General features: G+C 34.6%; 23 protein-coding genes. 7 read left to right on the top strand and 16 right to left on the bottom strand.

Annotated features, from left to right (window positions below):
- Positions 1-145: 145 nt before the first annotated feature.
- Genes BLR30_RS04320 through BLR30_RS04310 form a run of 4 tightly spaced genes read right to left on the bottom strand, consistent with a single transcriptional unit; the run spans position 146 to position 3,858 of the window.
- Positions 146-814, bottom strand: a complete 669-nt coding sequence (locus BLR30_RS04320; protein WP_089855306.1) for a DKNYY domain-containing protein — start codon at positions 812-814, stop codon at positions 146-148.
- Positions 793-1,830: a hypothetical protein gene (locus BLR30_RS04315; protein ID WP_089855303.1), complete on the bottom strand. Its 1,038-nt coding sequence runs from the start codon at positions 1,828-1,830 to the stop codon at positions 793-795. The genes BLR30_RS04320 and BLR30_RS04315 overlap by 22 nt, the downstream gene beginning before the upstream one ends.
- Positions 1,817-1,987, bottom strand: coding sequence for a hypothetical protein (locus tag BLR30_RS17650; protein ID WP_175443599.1), 171 nt, complete (start codon positions 1,985-1,987; stop codon positions 1,817-1,819). Before BLR30_RS17650 ends, BLR30_RS04315 begins: the two co-directional genes overlap by 14 nt.
- Before the next feature lie 11 nt (positions 1,988-1,998).
- Positions 1,999-3,858 (bottom strand): type VI secretion system Vgr family protein, encoded by a 1,860-nt coding sequence (locus BLR30_RS04310; protein ID WP_089855300.1) that lies wholly within the window; start codon positions 3,856-3,858, stop codon positions 1,999-2,001.
- 710 nt (positions 3,859-4,568) lie between these two features.
- Here BLR30_RS04310 and BLR30_RS04305 point away from each other — a divergent pair.
- From BLR30_RS04305 to BLR30_RS04295, 3 genes are all read left to right on the top strand, one after another.
- Positions 4,569-5,936: a T9SS type A sorting domain-containing protein gene (locus BLR30_RS04305; protein ID WP_089855297.1), complete on the top strand. Its 1,368-nt coding sequence runs from the start codon at positions 4,569-4,571 to the stop codon at positions 5,934-5,936.
- 213 nt (positions 5,937-6,149) lie between these two features.
- Positions 6,150-6,755: a hypothetical protein gene (locus BLR30_RS04300; protein ID WP_089855293.1), complete on the top strand. Its 606-nt coding sequence runs from the start codon at positions 6,150-6,152 to the stop codon at positions 6,753-6,755.
- A 125-nt stretch (positions 6,756-6,880) separates the two neighbouring features.
- Positions 6,881-7,450 (top strand): YciE/YciF ferroxidase family protein, encoded by a 570-nt coding sequence (locus BLR30_RS04295; protein WP_089855290.1) that lies wholly within the window; start codon positions 6,881-6,883, stop codon positions 7,448-7,450.
- Between the two features lie 90 nt (positions 7,451-7,540).
- On the opposite strand, the gene BLR30_RS04290 is transcribed toward BLR30_RS04295, so the two are convergent.
- Positions 7,541-8,002 carry an Lrp/AsnC family transcriptional regulator gene (locus BLR30_RS04290; protein ID WP_089855287.1) on the bottom strand — a complete coding sequence of 154 codons (462 nt, stop codon included), beginning with the start codon at positions 8,000-8,002 and terminating at the stop codon, positions 7,541-7,543.
- A 357-nt stretch (positions 8,003-8,359) separates the two neighbouring features.
- On the bottom strand, positions 8,360-9,526 hold the full coding sequence (locus tag BLR30_RS04285; RefSeq protein ID WP_089855284.1) for a cytochrome-c peroxidase: 1,167 nt from the start codon (positions 9,524-9,526) through the stop codon (positions 8,360-8,362).
- A gap of 183 nt (positions 9,527-9,709) precedes the next feature.
- Between BLR30_RS04285 and BLR30_RS04280 the strand changes: the two genes are divergently transcribed.
- Both BLR30_RS04280 and BLR30_RS04275 read left to right on the top strand, forming a co-directional pair.
- A complete protein-coding gene (locus BLR30_RS04280; protein WP_089855280.1) occupies positions 9,710-11,887 on the top strand; it encodes an outer membrane beta-barrel protein in 2,178 nt (725 codons plus the stop codon).
- 159 nt (positions 11,888-12,046) lie between these two features.
- A complete protein-coding gene (locus BLR30_RS04275; protein WP_139164586.1) occupies positions 12,047-12,343 on the top strand; it encodes a hypothetical protein in 297 nt (98 codons plus the stop codon).
- Between the two features lie 53 nt (positions 12,344-12,396).
- On the opposite strand, the gene BLR30_RS04270 is transcribed toward BLR30_RS04275, so the two are convergent.
- The 6 genes from BLR30_RS04270 to BLR30_RS04245 are packed head-to-tail and all read right to left on the bottom strand — an operon-like array spanning position 12,397 to position 19,678.
- Positions 12,397-12,759 carry a response regulator gene (locus BLR30_RS04270; protein ID WP_089855274.1) on the bottom strand — a complete coding sequence of 121 codons (363 nt, stop codon included), beginning with the start codon at positions 12,757-12,759 and terminating at the stop codon, positions 12,397-12,399.
- A gap of 34 nt (positions 12,760-12,793) precedes the next feature.
- Positions 12,794-13,372: a chemotaxis protein CheB gene (locus BLR30_RS04265; protein WP_089855271.1), complete on the bottom strand. Its 579-nt coding sequence runs from the start codon at positions 13,370-13,372 to the stop codon at positions 12,794-12,796.
- Positions 13,372-14,202, bottom strand: a complete 831-nt coding sequence (locus tag BLR30_RS04260; protein ID WP_089855270.1) for a CheR family methyltransferase — start codon at positions 14,200-14,202, stop codon at positions 13,372-13,374. The genes BLR30_RS04265 and BLR30_RS04260 overlap by 1 nt, the downstream gene beginning before the upstream one ends.
- Before the next feature lies 1 nt (position 14,203).
- On the bottom strand, positions 14,204-14,569 hold the full coding sequence (locus BLR30_RS04255) for a response regulator (RefSeq protein WP_175443598.1): 366 nt from the start codon (positions 14,567-14,569) through the stop codon (positions 14,204-14,206).
- A gap of 15 nt (positions 14,570-14,584) precedes the next feature.
- Positions 14,585-18,196: a response regulator gene (locus BLR30_RS04250; protein ID WP_089855264.1), complete on the bottom strand. Its 3,612-nt coding sequence runs from the start codon at positions 18,194-18,196 to the stop codon at positions 14,585-14,587.
- 6 nt (positions 18,197-18,202) lie between these two features.
- A complete protein-coding gene (locus tag BLR30_RS04245; RefSeq protein WP_089855261.1) occupies positions 18,203-19,678 on the bottom strand; it encodes a hybrid sensor histidine kinase/response regulator in 1,476 nt (491 codons plus the stop codon).
- Positions 19,679-20,119: 441 nt separating this feature from the next.
- On the opposite strand from BLR30_RS04245, the gene BLR30_RS04240 reads away from it, so the two are divergent.
- Positions 20,120-20,716, top strand: a complete 597-nt coding sequence (locus BLR30_RS04240) for a Crp/Fnr family transcriptional regulator (protein ID WP_089855258.1) — start codon at positions 20,120-20,122, stop codon at positions 20,714-20,716.
- Positions 20,717-20,812: 96 nt separating this feature from the next.
- The gene (locus BLR30_RS04235; RefSeq protein ID WP_089855255.1) at positions 20,813-21,142 is read left to right on the top strand and encodes a DMT family transporter; all 330 of its coding nucleotides are present in this window, start codon (positions 20,813-20,815) and stop codon (positions 21,140-21,142) included.
- A 96-nt stretch (positions 21,143-21,238) separates the two neighbouring features.
- Here the strand turns inward: BLR30_RS04235 and BLR30_RS04230 are convergent, their stop codons facing one another.
- From BLR30_RS04230 to BLR30_RS04215, 4 genes are all read right to left on the bottom strand, one after another.
- Positions 21,239-22,003, bottom strand: a complete 765-nt coding sequence (locus tag BLR30_RS04230) for a class I SAM-dependent methyltransferase (protein ID WP_089855254.1) — start codon at positions 22,001-22,003, stop codon at positions 21,239-21,241.
- A complete protein-coding gene (gene map / locus BLR30_RS04225; protein WP_089855251.1) occupies positions 22,003-22,812 on the bottom strand; it encodes a type I methionyl aminopeptidase in 810 nt (269 codons plus the stop codon). The genes BLR30_RS04230 and map overlap by 1 nt, the downstream gene beginning before the upstream one ends.
- 154 nt (positions 22,813-22,966) lie before the next feature.
- The gene (locus BLR30_RS04220) at positions 22,967-23,398 is read right to left on the bottom strand and encodes a BT0820 family HAD-type phosphatase (protein ID WP_089855244.1); all 432 of its coding nucleotides are present in this window, start codon (positions 23,396-23,398) and stop codon (positions 22,967-22,969) included.
- A gap of 90 nt (positions 23,399-23,488) precedes the next feature.
- Positions 23,489-24,469 (bottom strand): acyl-ACP desaturase, encoded by a 981-nt coding sequence (locus BLR30_RS04215; RefSeq protein ID WP_089855241.1) that lies wholly within the window; start codon positions 24,467-24,469, stop codon positions 23,489-23,491.
- Between the last annotated feature and the right edge of the window lie 141 nt (positions 24,470-24,610).

Here is a 24,610-nt window from a genome sequence, read left to right as displayed (position 1 = left end):
TTAGAAACTCTTGCAGAGGAACAAAAAATCCTTACTTTTGGAAGTAAGGGAAATATTGGATAACGGACAATTATGACACTACCACAATTATTTTTAAACTTTAACTGTCAGATAAAGTCGTGGCTATTACATCTTATTCATATCATTATTTTATAGTACAATCATGAAGTTTGCACCAGCTAAGGATTTGATCGTTCAAAAAATAATGTTTTGAAAATTCTTCATAATCCATTACCTTATCTCCAGAATATATATGTTTCTCATCCATGCCGATTGAAGCCTGCCATTCAGATTTATTTCTTTGAACATTAACAACTTTAAATGAATTTATATCTGCGTTTAAAACTTCAATTCCTCTCCAATAAATTTTTTTGTTTATTTTCACATATGCTCCTCCAAGTATTTTATATTCATTTGCTTTTCCAATTTGAAAGAATTCTGGGGTTGGCAAATCATCTCTATATATATATATGTAGTTTCTATCTTTGAAATAATTATAAAAAGGATTGCTCAGATAATAAGGATTATTTATTTCTTTTTTTTCCCTTATATTAATTGGAATGAGAGCAAACGTTTCAATATCAATACTATTTTTAATTTCTGTCTCAATGTCATTAATTTTCACCGTTTTGAAAAAGACGGTATCATTTTTAACAAAAAAATTTTTCTCTCTTCTTTCTCCCAATAAAGATGGTAATTTAACAAAAACATTGTTGTTCTGTTTTAGAATAAAGTCATTTTTTTCTTGTCCTTTACAAGAAAAAATTAGAATTAGTAACACAAAATAAAATATTACTTTCTTTGAATTTTCCATAATATTGTTTTAGTGGAATCCCATTGTGTAGATTTTCCTGATTTAAACCTATTTAGACAAGTATTAGCAAAAGTCCAACTGGTTTGTTTTCTAAACCCTTCTGCAATATCACCGAACTTTCCATAAGAAGATGTAATGCCATGTTGGTCATAAATAGAATATTTGGCATCACAAGGGTTGGAATTGTCAATTAATAAAAGTAAAGTATGAAACCCATTAGTAACGGTAAAATAAAAAACATGAAATCCTATTTTATTACTAATAATATTTTCAAAATAACTGAATAACTTATTTTTACCGTCTGTATTAAAATTGATGATATCATATTTTACTTTACCATAACTTGCTGAATCTATAATTGATTTTCTTTTTGTATGATCAATAGAATAATCATTAAACTCAAGCTGACTTGAAACAAAACCATTTGCTTTGATTTTATTTCCCCTGTCTATAGCTGTTAAACTAGAAAAACCGATTCTATTTCTATGCTTATCCGTTCCTCTTTCTACGGAATAAAAGTCGGTATAATTTTTTAATAATTCTGATATTCCTCTCTCTGCCGCTTGCATACAATAATTCTCATCATATTCAGGAGCTGTTTCTGCATCAGCTTTTGGTTTTATATAATCTATCTCATCAATCAATCTTTTCGCTTCTGTATTAGAAAACACATCTTTATAATTTATGCATTTTACTTTAATTGTGTTAAGTGCTTTCCCTTCTACTTTTACCGTAATTATGGTATCTCCAATTTTTTTTCCTGTAATTTTAGTTTTTAACATCCATTCATTTTCAGCACTCCAGCTTGATGTAGACAAAGAAATATTAGAATTATTTAGTTCAAATTTTATATCCCTCTTTTCATCATCATTTTTTCCACCTACTTTAAATTTAACCTCTCTTGTTTCATTAAGAGCAATATTATACTCTACAATTTTAAAGCATTCAAAATTTACAGAAGTAGGAAATATTTCTCTTTTAACTGAAAACCAATTACCATAACTAACCCCGCCCATCTGCTTTTATCTTTTTTATAGAGTTAAACTCCAAATTATCTTCAATGGCATCAAAAATCATTTTTTTTTGAGTATTTATACTCAACTTCCCTATAATAACAACATCTTTTTTAGATGTTATTATTTTTATGTTTTTTGCTTGTTTTATAATAGCCATAATATTCTTGGTTAATGGTTAGTTCCTTTTTCTCCACTATTCATATGTACAGTTTTTGCACTCTGTATCAAAATATCTTCTTCAGAACTAATAGCTGTTATCTTTTTAGCAAAGATATCTGAAGTATCGGACTGTCTGGTGTAATCTTTTTGTACTATTTCTGTTCTATTATCCGAAATTTCCATTCTATTTCCCGTTGCGGTCTCCGTAATATCATTACCAGCAGTAACGCTAATGTTATTTCCTGCACTTGTAGAAATATTTTCTCCCACATTAATGTTCATATTTTTACAATTGAAAGTCATCGTTTCACGTGCGGTAATGGTAATGTTGCTTCCTGCCGTATCAAAAATCATCATATTTCCGCTTTTGTCTGTTAGGATAATGCTTTCGTCTTCTGTAAATTTCAAAATATGTCCGCTTCTCGTGTGGATGGCTTTTATGCTGTTATCAGACGTTCCGTACCCACTCAACTCACTTCCATTATAGTGCGCTCCCATTACAAAAGGTTTTTCTGCATTTCTACCTTCAAAACCAACCAAAACCTCTTCACCAATTTCAGGAATAAAATAAAATCCTTTTCCCGCTCCGGAATGTGGCTGTATAAGCCTTATCCAAGGTGTTTTATCTCCCCTTTCCTGCTGCCACGGAAATTGCACTCTTAGTCTTCCCATTCCCAGAGGATCGTTATTATCAACTATTCTAGCTGGCTGTTCTTCACCTTTGGGAGCAGCTTCCGTATCAATATAATGAGCAGCATTAAATAAATCCGGAATTCCGATAAATTCATTATAATAATCGTCACCGCCTTCATGTATGTGTCTGATCTCAATAATTCTGTATGTTTCCATAGCTTTGCCATTGATATCCGAAAGTTTTACCCTTCCTCCTATCTTCAGATCGGGATCTTTACTTTTACCTTTCACCTGTATTAAGTTCTCACGACGTTCTTTCTCCAGACGCACAGCTTCTTCCAGTTCTCTCTCAGCATCATTGCTGATTCCGGTATGATTAAAATGCATCTTAGGTTTGTTTGAAAAGATTTGCTTTGAAGTGTTAATTCCAATGGACTGGAAAAGATTTACCTTAAATTCAGATTGCTGTCTGCTGCTGTCTTTTTCTATTTTGGATCCGCTTTGGGCATCATATGAGGTATAAATAAAATCCTGAGCGCTCATTTTCATTTCAAATTCTACATCAATTAAATCAATATTTTCCTCAAGATTGACGAGTTGCTGAGTCATTGATCCGAAAATAAGATTTTCACCATCATAATAGAAAAACTCTCCATAACGTACTGCCAGTCTCCTGATTAGCTGATAATCAGATTCTTTATACTGTACAGTATAAGCTAAAATATGTTTAGTATTAAGAATATCCGTTTTTACTTTAGCTTCCTGAGGATAATTTTCGGTGACTTCTGCAATGATATCTTCCAGGGTTTTATCTTCAAAGCTTCGGCAGCACTTTCCGCTTTCCAGTAAAATACTCGGAGCATATCCTGTGATGGATAAAGTTCCGTAACCTCCGCCTTCATCTTTTCTGTTCCGGATACACCCCACGATTCCGGAAAACATCTGACAGAGTTTACCAAACCGCCAATAGGAAATATTGATATTTTTACCCAAAAGATTTTTAGAATGTTCCATCACATAACCTTCAAAACTATCCAAGGCATCGTCCGGAACTGTAATGGTAAAACAATCGTGATCTGCTGTTTTTTGATGAAGCTCTACAGTATAACTGTTTTTTGTAAGAAATTCCTTCCCATCAAGAGTTAGAATGCAATAAACCAAGGGATTTGCAGGATCATGAAGCCAGTCTTTGAAAGAGCGTGAAGTCCCGAAGACTGAATAATCTTGATTTTTCATATTTCATCATTTGTAAGTATGTTAAACGTACTGTAGGTGTAACTTATTTATAGAATTGTAAAATAAAATTCGACTTTCAGACAAATAGCTACAGGACAAATGTAAAAATATTTTTTTATCCCGAAAACAATTACAGAATCATAAGTTGCAATAAATCAAATTATTATAAATTTAAAATTTAATAATAAATCAAAAATAGAATTGAATTGCCTACATAAGATAAATATCTCTACATATTTCGCCATAATATATTATTACCATTACCATATTTACAAGCGAAAATTTCCAATAGAATTCTCACATTTAAAAATTTGCCATTAAAAATTCTAGTTCAACATTAAAATACTTGTAAAAACATTAACTGTAATTATTTCTAATAAGTTTTGAATTTTGATACTTAAAGGTTTTTACACTCATGAAAATTTAAAATTTATTAAAAATATATTCTTATAAAAACGAGTAAAATTCATTAATATTTAAGATATAAAAATATTCTGATTTTTATTAAAAAATCAAAAATTATACGAAATAACAAGCTAAAGTATGAAATGAGTATCTAATTTTCCATTAAATAACCAAATAAATTACCTTTTATTCAAACCAATCTATAAATTTGTTAAAGCTTTTTAAAATATTAAAATCACAATATAATTTAAATTCAATTAAAATTATAATTCAAAAAACTAACATTCATTAAACATTATAAAACTATGGTAAAAAACTCTTATTTTAATTTTAAAAAAGCTATTATTTTATTCGGACTAGGGCTAAATCTTTTTGCAAATGCCCAGTCATGGGATAATGTAGGTTCTTCGACAGTTGTTTCAGCAGGAAATTCAAGTTTTAATAACTTGTCAATTGATGCTTCCGGGAATTATTATATTTCATATTATGATGTATCTGTAACGAAAGGATCTGTGCAGAAATTCGACGGAACTTCTTGGTCATATCTGGGAGGATCACCGGGAATTACAACCAGCTTTGCAACTTATAGCGCATTGGCTTCTGATAATCAGGGGAACGTCTATTACAGCAATCAGGCCAGCTATCCGTCTACCGGTATGGAAGTCAGAAAATACAGCGCGGGATCATGGAGTTCTATGCCATCTTCTACCACTTCTAGTTTAACGTATCAGGCTTTGGCGGTTTCAGCTTCTAATACGCTTTTTGCCTATGGAGCAGACGGTTCCGGAACGGTAAGAAGATATAATAACGGTGTATGGGAACAGGTAGGAAATGCAGGTTTTGCAGGTGGAGCATTGTTTGCAGAAATGGCTATAGGCACAGACAATAAAATTTACACATGCCAGATAAGCAATGGTGGTGTAAATGTTTACAGCATAAATGCCAACGCCAGCTCTTCAGATTCATGGACTCAGGTTGGTGGTGCAAATGTAGGAAATGCTTATAGTTCAGACAATTCTTATTCGGATATTGCTTTATACAACAGTACGCCTTATGTAGTGTATGTATCAAGCACAGCTGAAGGAAGAAAATTAAATGTAAAGAAATTTGACGGTACGTCCTGGGTACAGGTTGGGAATGCAAACTTTTCTGATACTGTGGTCAACAATACAGCCATTGCTGTTTCGCCAAACGGAACTCCATATATAGTTGCCTGTATTTGGGACAGTTCTTTTTCGGATCATGGAAGAAACACTGTATATACATTAAATGCTTCTACAGGAAACTGGGAAAAGGTAGGTGGCGATTTTGTATCATCTGGAGTTTGTACTTATAACGATATCGCTATAGACCCAGTTAACAATTATCTTGTTCTTGCCTACTCTCAAAACGGAACTATTGTAAAAAGAATTTCATTGAATGCTTTAGCTGTAAATGATGTTAAAAACAACGATACATTCAGTGTATATCCAAATCCTACCCATGGAATTGTTACTATTAAAAGTGATAAAAAAATAAAAGCCGTTGAGGTTACAAGCATTTCAGGACAGGCTGTAAATTCAAAAATTATAGATCAGGGTGTTGATATCTCTGATGCTCCAACAGGTGCTTACTTGCTTAAAGCAACTTTCGACAATGGAAAAACTTCAGTAAAAAAGATTATAAAGCAGTAAGAAATTGATTAAATAAAAAAGTAAAAATTAGTAAAGATTAGTAAATTAGTAGATTGTCTGGGGACTTCGGAGAAGTTCTCAGGTTTTCTATTTTAGAATATAAATGATCTTTCATTTACATTCAATTAATTATAAATGAATTTATTATGATTCTACTCATAGCAGATCATGACTAAAGAGGTTATCTTTGTTTAACACCACAATATAAAACATATGAAACCGAAAAATATTCAGGGAATTCCACATCAGAAAAGCGGCGGATTCCATGATACTGAAAGCATAAGACAATATAATATCAATGAAATAGATGCTAAATTTAGTATTCTCAAAGAGCGTCTGTTCTCCATTAATAAATGGAAAAAATATTGTGGCAAAACATCATCCGAATTCAGACATTTCAGTAAATCCGGAGAGCCAATCGATAGAATTCCTCAAATGGGGGATCTTATAAGAATCGGAATTCCCGGTCCGGGTTCAAAAGAAGCTAACGGATACGACTGGGTAAAGATTACCAATATAATGCACAGGAAAAGAGATCAATACGAATCATATCTTATATTATGTCGCCCCACAAAAGTACCCGGTCAGCATGCAAGACATATTGCCCATTTTTACAGCCATTCTGCAACATCTGCTTTTATGATCGAAAAAGACGGAAACATGTTAAAAGCTGGAATTTATGGCCGTAATGAAAAACCTAATTTCAATGCCACTTTTATCGACAAAATCAGAAACTTAATAATTGCTTTGGGTGGAATATTCGGGTTTTCAAAAATACAATGGAAGGTGCTTACCGAAGGACTACTGGATTTCAAATAGATACATTCTTTAAATTTAATTCCGTAAGATTAATCTTTACATACCACATATAAACATTTTCGGGCAAGATGGTCTTATAGTTGTACATTCATTATCAAATCAAAAATCACTAAATATAATTTAATATGGAAACTAAAACACCAGCAAAAAAAGCAACAACTAAAACAAAATCATCTAAAACTACCGCAAAAACTCCTGCTAAAAAAAACGCAGCGAAAGAACTGAAAGATCTTTTTGAAGATTCATTGAAAGATATCTATTGGGCAGAAAAAGCATTGGTAAAAGCATTACCGACTATGATGAAAAATGCCACGGACGAAAAGCTGAAATCTGCCATTGAAGATCATCTCGGACAAACAGAAACCCATGTAGAGAGGCTTGAAGACTGTTTTAAAGCATTAGGTAAAAAAGCGCAGGCAAAAAAATGTGATGCCATGCAGGGACTTCTTGATGAAGGAAAAAGCATTATCGAAGAAACTGAACCGGGAACGGTAAGAGATGCAGGAATTATCGCAGCAGCACAAAAAGTAGAACATTATGAAATTGCTACGTACGGAACACTTGCCGCATTTGCAAAAGTCCTAAAAGAAGAAGAATGCCTGAAACATCTTCTGGAAACACTAAAAGAAGAGAAAAAATGTGACGAACTGCTAACAAAAGTAGCGGATACCAACCTTAACAGTAAGGCAATGTAAAAGACCATTGATATAATAAATTAAGGAAGCCGGTAAAGGCTTCCTTTTTTGTATCCGGTAATGAACTTATATTGAATTGATTTAACTATTCTAAATGGTCAGTCCGTATGTATTTTTTACCTGAGCCATCACAAAAGTACTGTGAGTGCTTCCGATGGAGGGAACCGCACCAAGGATATTGAAAACAAAGTTCTGATACTGCTTCATATCACGCACATAGACTTTAAGAAGGAAATCAAAATCTCCGGAAATACTGTAGCATTCAGCCACTTCTTCAATTTCCAGAATTTCACGTTCAAATTCTACGGCAAGATAGCTGTCGTTGCTTTTTAATTTCAGCTGACAATATACAGTAAATCCGAGGTTAAGTTTTTCAGCATCCAACACAGCTGCATATTTTTTTATATACCCTTCCTGTTCAAGTCTTTTCACTCTTTCAAAAACAGGTGATGGAGAAAGATTTACCTCTTTTGCCAGTTCTTTTACCGTTAATTTTGAGTCGTTTTGAAGCAATCTGAGAAGCTGTAAATCTTTGTCGTCAAGATGATCCATAGAATAATATTCTTTACATGTTATTAATAATTCAAATATAAAGTATTTTATTCTTTTATTGTAGTATTTTAAAGAATTATCCGCTTATTTTATAGCAAAATATTAATATAATTTTCTTTATCTCTATCTTTACTTAAAATAAAACGCTAAAAAACAATTCTATATTGTCTAAGCACTAATAAAAAGTAAAGGGAATATTTTATATGAGAGATGCTCCTATTTTGGGGCTCTCTTTTTTCAAAGAAGATATTAATACACGATAAAAATTTTTACAAATTAGTAAATTAATCTTAGGGGAAAACAGCTTTACAATATTTTGTTCAGCTGTTTTTTTATAATTAAATTTTTATCATTAAATCATTTTGGTAATTCCGGCAGAGAAATTTTCTTTGGTTTCGTAGATAAAGTTCTCAGGAAAGCTTCCAATTGATAGACCTCCTCATCAGACAGCTCGAGCATTCTTACCATTCCTGATTTTTCAGACCTTAATGTTACTTCTTCATATACTGTCAAACGTTTCTGAGCATATTCCGGATTACCTTTACTGTAGAATATTATCACTTCGTCAAGGGTTGTCATTGATCCATTGTGAAAGTAAGGTCCTGTACGGGAAACTTCTCTCAATCCAGGAACACGAAATTTCCCTGCATCTTCAGGATTTTTTGTAAAGAGATATCTTCCGGGATCCTGTCCTTTTTCACCCAGCAAAGCCGTCCCAATATTTTCAAATTTATTATTGGAAAAGTATCCCGAATTGTGGCAATTCATACACTGTGCCTTGGTTCTGAAAAGGTGAAGGCCCATCAATTCATCATCGGTATAAGCATCTGATTTGCCATCAATAAATAAGTCAAACTTACTGGCAGAACTTTTCACGGTTCTTTCAAAAGTGGCTATTGCTTTTGATATACGGTCTTTTGTAACGGTTTTATCCCCGAATGCTTGTTCAAACAACGCCTGATATCCTTTAATTCCGGCAATTTTCCCGGCTGCTACATCCATATGTTCACCCATTTCTCGCTGATCTTCAATCGGCATTCGTGACTGCTCTTCCAGCGATGCAGCCCTGCCGTCCCAAAACAAAGCTTTTGCATAAGCTACATTAAAAATACTAATTGCATTACGCGATCCTAGCTGCCGATCATGGCCGAAAGAGAACGTTCTGTTGTCGCACCATCCCAGTTCCGGATCATGGCAGGATGCACAGGCAATCTGGTTAGATTTTGAAAGACGAGGATCAAAAAAAAGTGTTTTGCCTAATAATTCTTTCTCAGCGGAGTATGGATTGTCTTCAGGAAAAGAAATATCGGGCAGATGACCGATTTCGGAAAATGTTGACAACGATTCGGGATCTAAAATAGGTTTAGGCCACTTTGAAGCATCACCTGAGGAATATAGTTTTCTCAGATGACTCATAAAATCAGTTTTTTTATTAATTTCTTTCTGAACCGAACTGTTCAGGCAATTATTCAAAACTGAAACAAGAATAAATAAAATAAGAATCCAGCTTAAGGTATTCTTCATCGTCACTTTAATTTCAACAAAAATATGATTTTTTAATTTTTGATGATTAAGCCTTTTATTTTACTTTAAAGATAATTAAGCCCTTTATAAATCAAGTGTTAATAAAAAAATGTTGTAGAATTAATTCTACAGATGTAACAATACAACACACTCAGGTGTCTTATACATAAAACTTAGTTGTAAATGAAAACCATTTTAACACCCATTGTCCTTTTAGCAGGCATTCTGACATTTGCTCAAACAGAAAAAGATACTATAAAATCTAAAGAGAAAGAAATAGAAGGAGTAACCGTAACTGTAAGAAAGCCTACGGTAGAATCTAAGGTTGACCGTACTGTATTTAATGTTTCCAACAGCTCGATACTGGCAGGGAATACAACCTGGGATGTTCTGAGAATGACCCCGCTGGTGAGTATCGATAATAATGATGCGATAAAAGCAGAAGGAGAATCAGTAACCGTATATATCAACGACAGAAAGTCTGTTTTTACAGGCAAGGAACTAAAAGAATATCTAAAAACAATTCCTGCTGATAATCTCATGAAAATAGAAGTGATTACCAGCCCGTCTTCACGTTATGAAGCTACAGGAAGCGTCATTAATATTGTTCTGAAAAAACGTGATGATGAAGGGCTAAAAGGAAGCGTAACTCTTAACAACAGGCAAAATACTAAAAATTCCCAGTACACAAATTTAAACCTGAATTATCATAAAAAAAACTTTACCCAAACACTTATCGGCAGCTATAGTGACAACACAAATGTGCAGAAAGACTCAAGTTTTTATTCTTGGTATGCCGATAGTTCTACCAATCAGATTGATAGCTATAACATAAGCAGGAGCAAAAATCCTTCGTTATCTTCGACATCAGAATTTGAGATTGACAATAAAAATACAATAGGTTTAATTCTTGAATATTATCAAAGCAATTATACTTCAGATGCCGAAGCCAACGGAAGCGATTATCTTAATAATGTTTTTAAGAGTTCTTTTGATCAGAACCAGAATTCAAACGGTCTCAACCGTAATTTGGGCACCAATATTTTTTATAAATGGTATGATAAAGAGAAAAATAGAATTCTGGATGTAAATCTTGGATCCAATTATTATGGGCAGTCAGAAGACAGTTATTTTATCAGAAACATCTTGTCGGCATCAGAGGGTCCGTCGAATCAGAATCTCGGTGTACTTACAGATACCGAAAACCGGAACTATTATGCAAAGATCGATTACACCCAGCCTTTAGGAAAATCGGGAGGAAACTTTGAAGTAGGAGCAAAAATAAATTTTAACAATAATGTTGTTCCTAATAATTTATATGGAAATATGCTGAGTGGCCTAAGTGACCATGATATTTTCCATTATGAAGATAATATTACATCTGTATATGCCAACTACAGCCGGACATTTTTTAAAAAGCTTGAAACGAGAATCGGACTTCGGTACGAGTATATTGATTACAAAATGCGCCAGGATATTGCAGGCGCTTCCAGAAAAGATTCTTATGGAAATTTCTTACCCAATATTTTGCTAAAATATACATTCTCCGATAAATATGATTTAAGCTTAACTTATAACCGTAATTTATGGAGACCGTGGTACGCAGAATTCAATCCTTTTATGACCCCGAATTCTAATGGTATTTACAGCCGTGGAAATATCGACTTAAATCCTAATCCCAGCGACAGATTATACATGAAGCTCGGTATTTTGAAGAAATATTTTATCTCCGCAAGATATATGTACACAGATCAGGATTATTGGACGGATTATCTGCAGGAAGAAATACCTGATGGCACCAAAACAAAAACAATTAATATTACCCAGCCTTCAAATTTCAACGGTAAAGTTCATAAATATTATCTTTACGCCAATACCAATCAGACGTTCTTTAAGAATAAATTCACAGTGAATCTAGGGCTTGGATGGTATTATATTGATAACAGTGATTTTAATGCAAAAAATAAAATTGAGGGTAATGCTTACATCAGCTATTTAAGTGCATCCACCAATCTTTCTTATACCAATCTTTTCAATAAAAACATCAATGTAAGTGCGTGGGTGGAAGTTTCTAATCAGAATAACGGAAATTCTACCACCAATAAAGCCAATGTATTTCATAATATTTCGGTGACGAAGATATTCCCTAAAACACAGATGGAGGTCAGCCTACAGCTGATGAATATTTTCCAGAGGCCAAATTACGATGCAACTACTTACAATCAACAGGGCTTTAAACGAAGTGTATCGACCTGGGACTGGTATGGGGCTTCCATATCTTTCGTAAAACGTTTCGGAAACCAGAAGGTAAAAGAAAATACAAAAACCGACGTTGAGAAAAACGGAGGTGGCGGTAAGTAAAATTTAACATTACTCATTAGCAAACGGATGATGAACATTCTATTTCATCATCCGTTTTTTTTATTTAATTAGAATAAATAATGATAAAATAGTAAAAAAAATCAGTTTTAAGTTAGTCATGGCACAATATTTTATGCTTATGAATAAATATTAATGATGATGCAAAATCAGGAAATTAAAAAATTGATCAGAAACTATTTAACCTCATGTGTTAAATCACAATTCGACATCGATATAGATTTAGAAAAAGAATATATGCTTACGGAAAATTTAGTTTCAAAAAAGACAATTATTGCACCTACTTTTACTGATGAAATATTGTCTAACGCAAATTTGAAATTATTTTTGACCTCGCTTGTTACCGAAATAAATAATGAAAAATGCAGTATCGAATTTATTAAAGAAAAGATGAGGTCTGCAAAAGAATCTGATTCTCAACAGATGGAAATGATATAACGAATCCCGGAAATAATAGCTCCGGGATTTTATTTTAAATAACGATAATTGTTTTATTTTAAAAACTTTGCCACCTTGTCTTCAAGATCTACGAGATTAAAAGGTTTGGCAACATAATCATCCGCCTGGGCTTGTTTTGCTAAAGCCACAATATCATTATTCGCCGTAACGTAGATAACGGGGATGTGTTTAAATTCTTCATGACTTTTCAGAAGTTTTGTCGCTTCCACTCCACCGATTTTAGGAATCCAGTTATCCATAAGAATAACATCAGGCTTGTAGTTCGCTACTCTTTCCAAAATATCGTGAGAGGTTTCCGAAATTTCTACCTGATAACCATTTTCTTCAAAAATGATGCTGATTACTTCGAGAATTGTTGTATCGTCATCAAAAATCAGGATTTTCTTTTTATTCATATTCTTATGTATTGTTAGGGATTTTCTTTATTTATTATAATTGGTTTATGTATTTCGGGAGATCTTCGGGTTTAATAATAAGATCATATTCTACGCTTTCAATAGCGTGTTTCGGCATATAATCGACCTCTGCAGTTTCGGGATCCTGAATCCAGACGGTTCCATTATTTTTTTTAATATAGGATAAACCTTCCACTCCGTCGGCATTTGCCCCCGAGAGAAGCACACCAATAAGGTTTTCGCCATAAATTTCGGCTGCCGATTTGAAAGTAACATCTATTGACGGCCGGGAATAATTCATCTTTTCGGAACTGTCTAATGACATTGTTTTTTTATCTTCAAAAAGTAAATGATAATCTGCAGGCGTAATATAGATTTTATTGGGTTCAATTTCCGTTTTATCATCTATTTCGACAACTTCCAAAGGCGAAAGCTGCTGAAGTAAAGCCTGAAGAACGTTATTGGAATGCGCCTTACGATGCAAAACCAGTAAAATAGGCGCGGCAATTTTATCATTCAGTTTTTTAATCATTTCAAGAATTACCTGAAGGCTTCCCGCGGAACCTCCGATAACGATTAACTCAATTGCTATGTTTCTTTCATTTAATATCATTAATTCCGATCCAGTTTTTTCCAGATTCTCTGATCGTCGATCTGGTGATAATTTTCATCTAATTTAGAAAATCTTAATGTTTCTTTCGCACCTAAAGCCAAAAAACCTAAATTTTCAAGGCTATTATCGAATAAACGAAAAACTCTTTCCTGAAGTCCACGGTCAAAATAGATCAGAACATTTCTGCATATAATCAGTTGAAAACTATTGAAAGAACTGTCTGAAACCAAATTGTGTGTAGACAGAATAAGCTTTTCCTGTAAGCTTTTATCAAATTTTACACTGTCATAATTGGCGGTATAATAATCTGAAAAATCTTTTTTTCCACCTGATAAAATATAATTCTCAGAATATAATTTCATCTGCTGCAGCGGGAAAACTCCTGACCTTGCCTTTTCTAAGACGGAAGGATTAAGGTCAGTACCGTAGATCAATGATTTATGATATAAGTTGGCTTCCTTCAGCAAAATAGCTATTGAGTAAGCCTCTTCTCCTGTGGAACAACCTGCCACCCAGATTCTTATCAATGGATACGTACCCAACTGAGGCAGTATTTTGTCTCTTAATGTTTTGAAAAACAGAGGGTCACGAAACATTTCTGTGACGTTGACCGTAATTTCCTCAATAAAACGTTTCAGGTATTCCGGATCGTTCACAATGGTATATCGCAGTTCGGCAAAGCTCGTAAAACGGTCTATGAGGCAGATGCGATTCACCCTGCGTTTAAACGATGCCCTGCTGTACTCGGAAAAATCGTAGCCATACATTTCATAAACATCTTTAATCAAGTATTCTACCTCTTCATCTTTTATGATACTAGGCTCCAGCATTTTACGTTAGTTTTTCAATAGCATTTATTAATTGGTCTACATCTATCGGCTTCGACACATAATCCTGTGCGCCGGCATCCAGACATTTCTGACGGTCTTCAGGCATAGCCTGTGCAGTAACTGAGATTACCGGAACTTCGCTGATAGAAGGTATACTTCTTATTATTTTTATCGCTTCATAGCCATCCATCTCCGGCATCATCATATCCATGAGAACGGCGGTGAACTGATTATCTTTCTTGAGAATATCAATAGCCTCCTGAGCCATTGTACAGCTTTCGATCTGATAGCCCCTGGATTTCAGTGTCAGTTTCAGGGCAAATATATTTCGCGGATCATCGTCCACAATTAAAACTTTTTTATTCATCAGAATTTTAGCTGTTTAAATTTCATATAACCAAACTCTAAGTAAGGATAATAGCTGATCTATATCTACAGGTTTCGAGATATAATCCGATGCTCCTGCGGTAATGCATTTTTCGCGCTCACCAATCATCGATTTTGCCGTAACCGCAATGATAGGAAGTCTTGTAAACATCGGCATTTTCCTAATCTGCTTTATTGTTTCGTAGCCATCCATTTCCGGCATCATCATATCCATCAGGATAACGTCTACATCTGGATGTTCTTTGATCTGCTGTAGCGCATGTTTTCCGTCCATGGCCACCACAACTTCAACTTTATATTTTTCCAATGCTTTTGTAAGAGAGAAAATATTACGCACATCGTCATCGGTAATCAGTATTTTTTTACCGCTTAAGACTTCGGTTAAAGATCCTAATGTTTTATTTCTTACCGTTTCAATAGAATTATTTTTCTCTTCCACAAGATGTAAAAACAAGCCTACTTCATCCAGAATTCTCTGATAGGAATGTGCGGTTTTCACAACGATGGAATCTGCATATTGTTTTATTTTTAATTCTTCTGATTTAGACAAATTTCGTTCCGTAAATATGATAATCGGAAGATTTTCCAAACCTTCATAACTCTTAATAGATTCAACGATCTGATATTCATCTCCTTTTAAAGATCCTATATCAAGGATAACACAATCTATATGATCCGTAGTCAGTGCTTTTACACTGTCTTCCACGTTATTTTCTACAGACAATGATATATTAAAATTACCCAGGAAGTAAGAAAGTGCGCTGGCATGCTTGGCATTTTCTTCAACAATTAAAACTTTCTGAGGCGATTTGCTGAGCACTTCTTCAATCTTTCTGAATACTTCAGTCATCTGATCCAGCGCTACAGGCTTGTTGATGAAGTCAATAGCACCTTTCATAAGACTTTCTTTCTTTACGTGCAGTACAGACATCATATGTACCGGAATATGTTTAGTTTCCGGGTTTGATTTAAGCTCATCCATAACCTGCCATCCGTCTTTTACCGGAAGCTGTACATCCAGCAGAATAGCGTGCGGACGGTACTGCAATGCAGCTGAAATCCCATGATCTCCTCTTACTGCTACTACTGCCTTATAATTCTGCATATGAGCATATTTTAATAAAGCTTTAGCAAAGTTGGTGTCATCTTCGATAATTAAAATCACTTTGTCACCGGCCTGAATATTCTTTCTGTCATCATCTACATCTTCAGGGATTTTCAGGTTATTGATGGTATTATAATACTCCTCTTCCCCGTCATCAAGAATATTTTTGATCTCCACTACATCTTCACGGATAATCTCCACGATATCCTGATCTGTTTCGATCTGCTCAATTTCCAAAACTGCCTTTACCGGAATAGTAAGACTGAATTCACTTCCTTCATCCACTTTACTTTCTAGGGTAAGCTCTCCTCCTAAAAGTCTCGCAATTTCCCTGCTGATAGACAATCCAAGACCTGTTCCTCCAAATTTTCTTCTCGTGGAACCATCTGCCTGCTGAAAAGCTTCAAAAATAATTTTCTGCTTATCTTCTGCAATACCAATTCCAGTATCTTTTACAGAGAAAATAATAAAATCTCTCTTGTTTGGATCTTTCTTAATGTTTAAGTTAATGCTTCCTTCCGTTGTAAATTTCAGAGCATTAGACAGTAAATTTCTTAATACTTGGTCTACTCTCAAACGATCGGTTTCGATGGCTTTTTGTAAATCTTTTTCGATCTCTACATTAAACTGAAGCCTTTTTTCCTGGAATACAGGATTGAAGAGGTTTTTTAAATCTTTTACAATATCTTCAACGAAAACCTGCTGATATTCTAAAGTCATTTTACCAGATTCAATTTTGGCAAGATCAAGAATTTCATCGATTAACGTCAGCAAACTGCTTCCCGAGCTCTGGATTACTTTCGCTGATTCTATCTGGTCTTCATTTAAATTTTCTTCCGGATTTTCGGCCATCAGACGAGATAAAAGTAAAATAGAATTGAGTGGTGTACGAAGCTCATGAGACATATTCGCCAGGAACTCTGATTTGTATTTTGTACTTAAAGCGAGTTCTTCTACTTTTTTCTGAATTTCATTATTTCTTTCGGCAATCAGGTGATTTTTTTCTTCCAGCAGCCTTGACCGCTCTTCGAGTTCAGCATTCGCCTGCATCAGTTCTTCCTGTTGTACTTTAAGTTCTTCCTCGGAAGCCTGTAGTTTCTGGGTCTGCGCTTCAAGCTCTGTGTTAAGGTTTTCAAGTTCAGAATGTTGTACCTGTAACTCTTCAGATTGAGCCTGGGTTTCTTCTAAAAGCTGCTGCTCTTTTTCACGGCCTTTGGCTGCACTTAATGCAACGCCTATATTTCGGGTACATTCAACAAAATAGTTTATCCTATTCTCATCAAAATTATTAGTAGATCCTAATTCCAGAACACCTATGATTTTTCCATCTGCAAAAACAGGGAGCAGTAATATTCCATAAATTTTTATCGTGCTGCTGGCAAATGTTACGACAAAATCGTCTTCATGAAGATTGTTATAAACCTGTGTTTTTTCGGTAATGAAGGTTTGTCCAACCATTCCTTCGCCAGGCTCAAAAATTCTTTTCATGTTGTTTTCCAGACCTAAAGCTGCTTTTAGTTTAAGCAATCCTTCATCGTAAAGGTAAATCGATCCGTTAATACATTTTCCATATTCAATAATCTGTTCCAAAGCATTATCTGAAACCTCCTGCACAGTCTTATTTCCCATCATTGATTCATTAAGTAGAGCAAGCCCTTTCTGGCGCCAATCGCTGGCATTAATTTTATCAAATGAAGTTTTAAGAGATTCCGTCATATTATTTAGAGATTCTGCAAGATCTCCAAGGTCATCCTCAGAATGGTCTACCGCTCTCTGGTCATAGTCTCCGTGGGCCACTCTGTTGGCTATATGCCTTATAGCACTTACCCTTCTGCTGATCTCAATATCTTTGGCCTGAAGTGCTTTTTCTAATTTATCTCTACGGATAAGGTCAGCTCTTAGTTTGTAGTAGAAATAAGCGGTCACAACAATCGCTCCGATCGCTGAAATAATAATAAATAGAACAGTCATATTGGAAGAACTGTTCAGATCATTGTTTTTCTTAGCAAGCTGAACTTCTTCATACTGCACAAATTCCTGAACGAGCTTACGGCATCTGTCCATATATCCCTTGCTCATAAGAACCTGTTGCTGGGTCATTGAAATGCCTTTCTTTCTATTGTCTACAAAATGTTTCAGATTTGAAATGTTCGTATTTACATTTCTTTCGAGTTCCTGTAACCGACTAATCTGATTTTTATCTGTAATATCTAAGTTTTTGGCTCCTTCAATCGCTTTGGGAAACTCAACAAGGCTTCTGTTAAAAGGCTCCAGAAAGCTTTCTCTGCCTGTAAGCTGATATCCTCTGTTACCTGTTTCTGCATCCAGCAAGGAGACTAAAACATCTTTTACTGCGGTAATGGCTCTACGGCTTTTTGAAAGGTTTTCACGGTTTTCCATCTGCTTCTGTATGCTGACATAAGATGCAATTGAACTCGCGATCAATATTATTAAAGAAAGCCCAACTCCAAACTGAAGATTTCGTATAATTTTTTTCGGCATTGAAAATTAATTTAATGGTAATGTGAAATAAAATGTAGATCCTTCGTCTACTTTGCTCGAAACACCAATGTTTCCGTGATGCTGTTTGATGATTTCTGAGCATATGAATAAACCTATACCCATTCCCTGAAACTGAAGAGAAGACTCTTCAACACGGTAAAATTTACGAAAAACAGCTTCCTGCTTAAAATCCGGAATGCCAATCCCAAAGTCGGTAACATTTACTCTTACTTCCTGTTCTTCTTCGTCAACAAAAGTAGTAACTACCACCTGGTTATTTTTAGGGGAATATTTAATAGCGTTTGTTAAAAAATTAATTAAAACCTGCTCAATACGAATTTCATCAAGCGGGATAAGAATATCCGGCTTCACGCCGTCCCTTTTTATTTTTACACGATTTTCATCATGAGTCTGAAGAATGGTATCAATTGCATTGCTGATAACATTTTCAAGATTGGTAGGTTTTTTATTGATTTTCAGTTTTCCGTTTTCTATTTTGGAAACATCAAGCAGATCTGTAATGAGTGTATTAAGCTTCTCGATCTGATCCTGTACTTTAGTCACAAATCCAGCCTCAGCACTTTCTTTATCCAACTTCAATTTCCTTTCCAAAAGCTGAACATAAGCTTTAATACTCGTTAAAGGAGTTTTGAGTTCATGACTTGCAATACTCAGGAATTCATCCTTTTCCTTTTCTACTTTTTTCTGGTCGTCGATATCTGTAAAAGTTCCGACCCAGTTTTTAATAGCATCTCCGTCATACACCGGAGTAACGCGAAGCAGATGATATCGGTAATTTCCGGATTCTATATTTTTAATTCTTACTTCAAGTTCCAGAGCAGTTCCTTTTTTTCTACACCGCTCAAATTCCTCCTGAATATTGAAGTCATCAGGATGAGTTTCCGGGAATTGTTTTGCAGATTTGCAATACTGATACCATTTACAGTTAACAAAATCTACAACTCCTTCTTTAGTCAATGTAAAAGCTATCTGCGGTAACGATTCCAGCATAAGATGAAAATGATCGATCTGAGATTTCAGTGTTACCTGAGATTCTCTTCTACCTTTCACTTCGAGTTCAAGGCTTTGCTGCGTTTTTTTCAGTGCAATATTCTGCTCCTGGAGGCTGTAAAAAGTTTTTACTTTGAGTAAAAGAATTTCCGGGTCTACGGGTTTTGTTACGTAATCTTTACCTCCTGATGCATAACCTCTTGTTATAAATCGTTTTTCGGTATTTACCGCAGACAAGAATATAATGGGAACTTCCTTCGTTTTACTATATCCTGCAAGGGTTTCCGCAACTTCAAAGCCATCCATATCAGGCATTTGCACATCTAAAATAATTAAAGCATAATCATTTTTCAATGCTTTCCCCAATGCTTCTTCTCCAGAACCTGCTGTATCTACCTGAAAGTCTTTAGATTCCAGCAATTTTTTAAGCGAATAGAGATTGCTTTGGTTATCATCAACAATTAAGATCATAAAAATATAGAATCAATAATTAATTATATTTAGTTTAACCTCAAAAATACTTACAAAATTCCGAAAATCCACTAATATTTTAATGATTATCAGCGTACATACCACATTAATGCAAATATATTTTTAAGGTGAAAAAAAATCTCTGAATACGTAGCAATATTTATTCCAGTAAATCAATGTATTAGAAATTAAATTAATAAAAAGGCGAATTTCGCAAATAAATTTTCTGCAAAATTCATAATTCACGGCACAGTGTTTGAATAATAGGAGACAACACTTTTTCACTTAAATATATACTTTCAATTTTTTAAACCCCTGTATTTTCGGGGGTTTATTGTTTTTATAAGGGAAATATCATTAAAGTGTACGGATTTTGCAAGGATGATTTTATCATAATACATTAAACGTTTATTATCAATATCGAAATTAAAATTTTACTATATGTTAATTGAAGAAAATCTCCTGCTATCCTACGGAGCACAACTGGAAAACTTTAAACCCTCTCATATTATATTTGAAGAAAGCAGTGTTCCCAAATATTATTATCAGATTGTAAAGGGAAGAATAAAACTTAATCATTATAATGAAGATGGAAAGGAGCTTATCCTCGCCATTTTGAATAAAGGGCTTAGTGTATGTGAATTATTATTATTTATTGATGAAACATATCCTGTAAATGCAATAGCTTTCGAGGAAACGACCGTACTGAAATTATCGAAAAGCAGTTTTGTAAAATTATTGGATGAGAATCAGGAGATCTCAAGAGATATCAATAAATTCTTATCAGAACGTCTTTATCAGAAGTATATCATGCTTGAAAATAATACTTCATTACGCCCCGACATTCGAATAAAGGGAGCTCTTAACTATCAGAAAAGCTTTAGCGACGACGAATCAAAATTCTCTTTCGAAGTCCCGCTTACGAGACAGCAGATCGCATCTATAACAGCTTTGAGGGTAGAAACTGTAATTCGTACCATTAAAAAACTTGAAAAAGAAGATTTTCTGAAAATCATCAACAGGAAAATTTATATATAAAACCTGAACAGACTTATTTTAAAATGTCCGGAAGTTTTAAGGTTGTAAAAGTAAAATTTGATTTTAAATTCTGAACTTTGCACCAGAAAATAAAAAATGAACTGGATTATCTTAATTATCGCTGGATTATTTGAAGTCGCCTTCGCGTCTTGTTTGGGCAAAGTGAAAGAAACAACGGGAACAGCCATGTATTTATGGTTTGCCGGGTTTCTAATTTCCCTTACAATAAGTATGCTTCTGCTCATTAAAGCAACGGAAACACTTCCTATCGGCACAGCATATGCAGTCTGGACGGGTATTGGTGCAGTGGGAACAGCGCTGGTAGGTATTTTTTTCTTTAAAGATCCCGTAACCTTTTGGAGAATTTTCTTTATTGTAACATTAATAGGCTCGGTTATTGGGCTGAAAGCTGTTTCTTCACATTAATTCGATCATACTAACAACAAAATAACAGAAATTTATAAAAGAATAATTGAATAAAAAGTAAAAACATCTCCTTATCTGAAGATGTTTTTTACTTACTTATTTGTAGACCAAAGGCAGAATTTCATTTTTCCGCAGTCCGTATTTTATAATTTCTTCATCAGAAAACACTTGAGAATAGAAATTTGCGTCTGTTCTAAAACCTGCTTTCTGAAGCCTGTCGAAATAATCCATTCCATACCAGCGAACGTGATCGTATTGCCCGAAATGTTTTTGACGTTCTTTAGGATCTTTAATTGTAAAATCTTCATAGGTTTTTTCCAGAGAATTCTTCATAGGAACCTGTAAAATCCCCCATCCTCTTGGTCGCAAGACCCTGTACAATTCACTCATCGCCTTTGAATCGTCTTCAATATGCTCCAGCACATGATTGCAGAAAATAATATCAAAACTTTCATCTTCAAAAGGAAGATCCAGAATATCCGCTTTTACATCCACAATCGGAGAAAACAAATCGGCAGAAATGTAATTCAGATTTCTCATCCGCTTAAATTTTCTGAGAAATTCCTGCTCAGGAGCAATATGCAGAACTTTATAATTCTTGATAAAAAAATCAGTTTCATTCTGAAGATACAGCCACATCTGGCGATGTCTTTCAAGACTTAAAGTTCCTGGCGATAAAGCATTTTCACGCTGTTTACCATAGCCATAAGGAAGAAATTTCCTGTAAGATCTTCCGTCAATAGGATCAACGAAACGGTCTCCTTTAAAGAGTTGATAAATAAGAGGTCTCGCCCAGATGCTTATCTTAATCAGCATAGGACGTGGAATTTTATTCAATAAAAGTTTGGCAACCTTTTTCATTAAAAATCCAATTGGAAAGCTTTTTCTTCATCACTTTCAATACCTAAAGCATCATAAATATACTGAAAAGTAGAAAGCAATACAGGTTTACCATTGATTACGGCAACGTCGTGTTCAAAATGCGCAGAAGGCTGATTGTCAAGAGTAGTCACCGTCCAGCCATCATTATGAAATTTCACTTTCTCTGTACCTAGATTAATCATCGGCTCAATGGCAATTGTCAGACCGTCTTTAATTACCTTTCCGCTTCCTTGTCTTCCGTAATTAGGAACCTGTGGATCTTCATGCATTTGCCTTCCGACACCATGCCCTACAAGTTCTCTTACAACACCATATCCTTCTTTTTCGCAGTGAGCCTGGATCGCATGAGAAATATCGCCTATTCTCTTCCCTCTGACGCATTGCTCAATTCCCTTGTAAAGAGATTCTTTAGCTACTTTCAGAAGTTTTTTGGTTTCAGGTTTTACTTCACCGATCTCAAATGTATAGGCATGATCTCCTACAAAACCGTTTAAAATTGCTCCGCAATCTACGGAAAGAACATCACCTTCCTTAATTTCCTCCTTACTTGGGAAACCGTGAACCACTTGCTCATTCGGTGAAATACATAAAGAATAGGGAAAACCTCCGTACCCTAAAAATGCAGGTTCAGCACCATGATCTTTAATAAAATCGTGTGCCAGTTTATCTAAATACAAAGTAGTAATTCCCGGTTTGATTTCTTTTGCCAGCATTCCTAATGTTCTGGAAACCAACTGAGCACTTTGCTTCATAAGACGTAACTCGTCTATTGTTTTTAATTGAATCATTTTTTATATAGATGTTAGATATTAGATGTTAGAAATTAGATTTACAATTAAATGAATACATTTTCCAATTCTAAACATCTTTACTTTTCTGGATAAAATGATTAAAAGTGATATTAGACTAATTTCTAATATCCAACTTCTAATTCCTATAATTCTACCAGAATAATCCTTTTTTCTTTTCTTTTTTAAGTTTTGAGTACGCCAAAACCTCTTTTCCTTCCACACGGAATTCTATTCTTTCCTGAATAATGTTATAGATCTCACCCCATCCCGGAAAGCCTCCTAAATTCCTGTCATCGATAAACCAATCTGCATCTATTTTTCTTGATTGGGTTTCAGAATCAAAAACTTCACCTTCAAAACTTGAATTTACGGCGTAAAATTCAATACCGTTCTTTTTACAAAATTCAACAGCTTCGTCCAGCGATTTCCCGTGACGATATGTCCAGAGAATCAATCGGTATCCTTGTGACTGAAGTTTCTTTAAAGTCTCAAAAGCAAAAATTTTTGCTTTACCTATCGCCGGATAAGCATCATCAACAATAGTTCCGTCGAAATCAACAGCAATTTTCTTATTATTCATTATGTGAATTTCTTTTTAAAAATGCAAAGATACAAATAAAAAGAGTGCCAGAAAATGTGGCACTCCTTACTTTTATAATTTCTTTGTTGTCATTTAACTTTTAACCCAACTAAACTGAAACTGCAGGTCAGGTGTTGAAATTCTGTCAGTAATTTTCTGAAGTCTTGACGGAAGTTTCATCAGGTATTCCTGTGCTTTCTCAGCTTTTTCATTAAGACCTTTTATATGTTCAATTTTCCATTCATCCAGAAGATCTTTCAGGATATTGATATAATCCTGTCCTGTGTACACCATGCATCTCTGTGCAGCATCAGAAAAATGTCCCCAAAGTTCTCCTGCTTTCTGGCCAGACTGTCTCATCATGTGAGCAGGCATTACGATTTTCTTACGCATCATATCCTCAAAGGCGAGAATCATTTCAGACGGATCAATCTCAAGGATTTTAGTTACAAAATGTTTATATGCTTTGGCATGTCTTGCTTCGTCTGCAGCGATTACACCACACATCTTAGCCAGCTTTCCGTTTCCGGACTGTTTTGCCAGCGTTCCTACTCTCCTGTGAGAAACATTAGTAGCGGTCTCCTGGAAGCTTGTGTAAACGAAATTTCTGTAAGGATCCATGCTTGTACCTAGATCAAAACCGTCATTGATAAGATATTGTGTTGTTACTTCCACCTCTCTCATATTCACTCTACCACACAGGTAAAGATATTTGCTTAAAAGATCACCGTGTCTGTTTTCCTCAGCTGTCCAGGCTCTTACCCAGTTGGCCCAGCCAATCTCTTTCTGTTCCTGATCTACTCCATCCACACCCATTAACCAGGATTCGTAAGAAGGTAAGGCTTCTTCTGTAATACAATCGCCGATCAATGTTACGAAAAGATCGTAAGGCATTTCGCGTGCAAAAGTTTGAATTTCTTCTAAATCATATTTAAAATCTGAGCTTGACGGATCCGGAAGATAATCTGAAGGCTGCCAAATTTTTTCAATTGGCGTTAAAAATTTATCCAGAAAAGAGCCTACTTCCTTTTCCAAAATTCCCATTACTTCTTTTCTTACAAGCTTTTGATACATTCTTTAAATTTAGGATTAATTTGCAAATTTAGAGTTTTATTTATTATTTAAAACATAATAACCTGTTAATTCTTCTGATATTCATCATAAAAAATTGCCGCTGTATAAAATACAACGGCAATTTTTACGTAATATTATTAT

Origin of the sequence: Chryseobacterium taeanense (assembly GCF_900099685.1) — a bacterium.
Lineage (GTDB): Bacteria > Bacteroidota > Bacteroidia > Flavobacteriales > Weeksellaceae > Chryseobacterium > Chryseobacterium taeanense.
The sequence above is the reverse complement of the archived record's forward strand: the minus strand, read 5'-3'. Positions and strand labels throughout refer to the sequence as shown.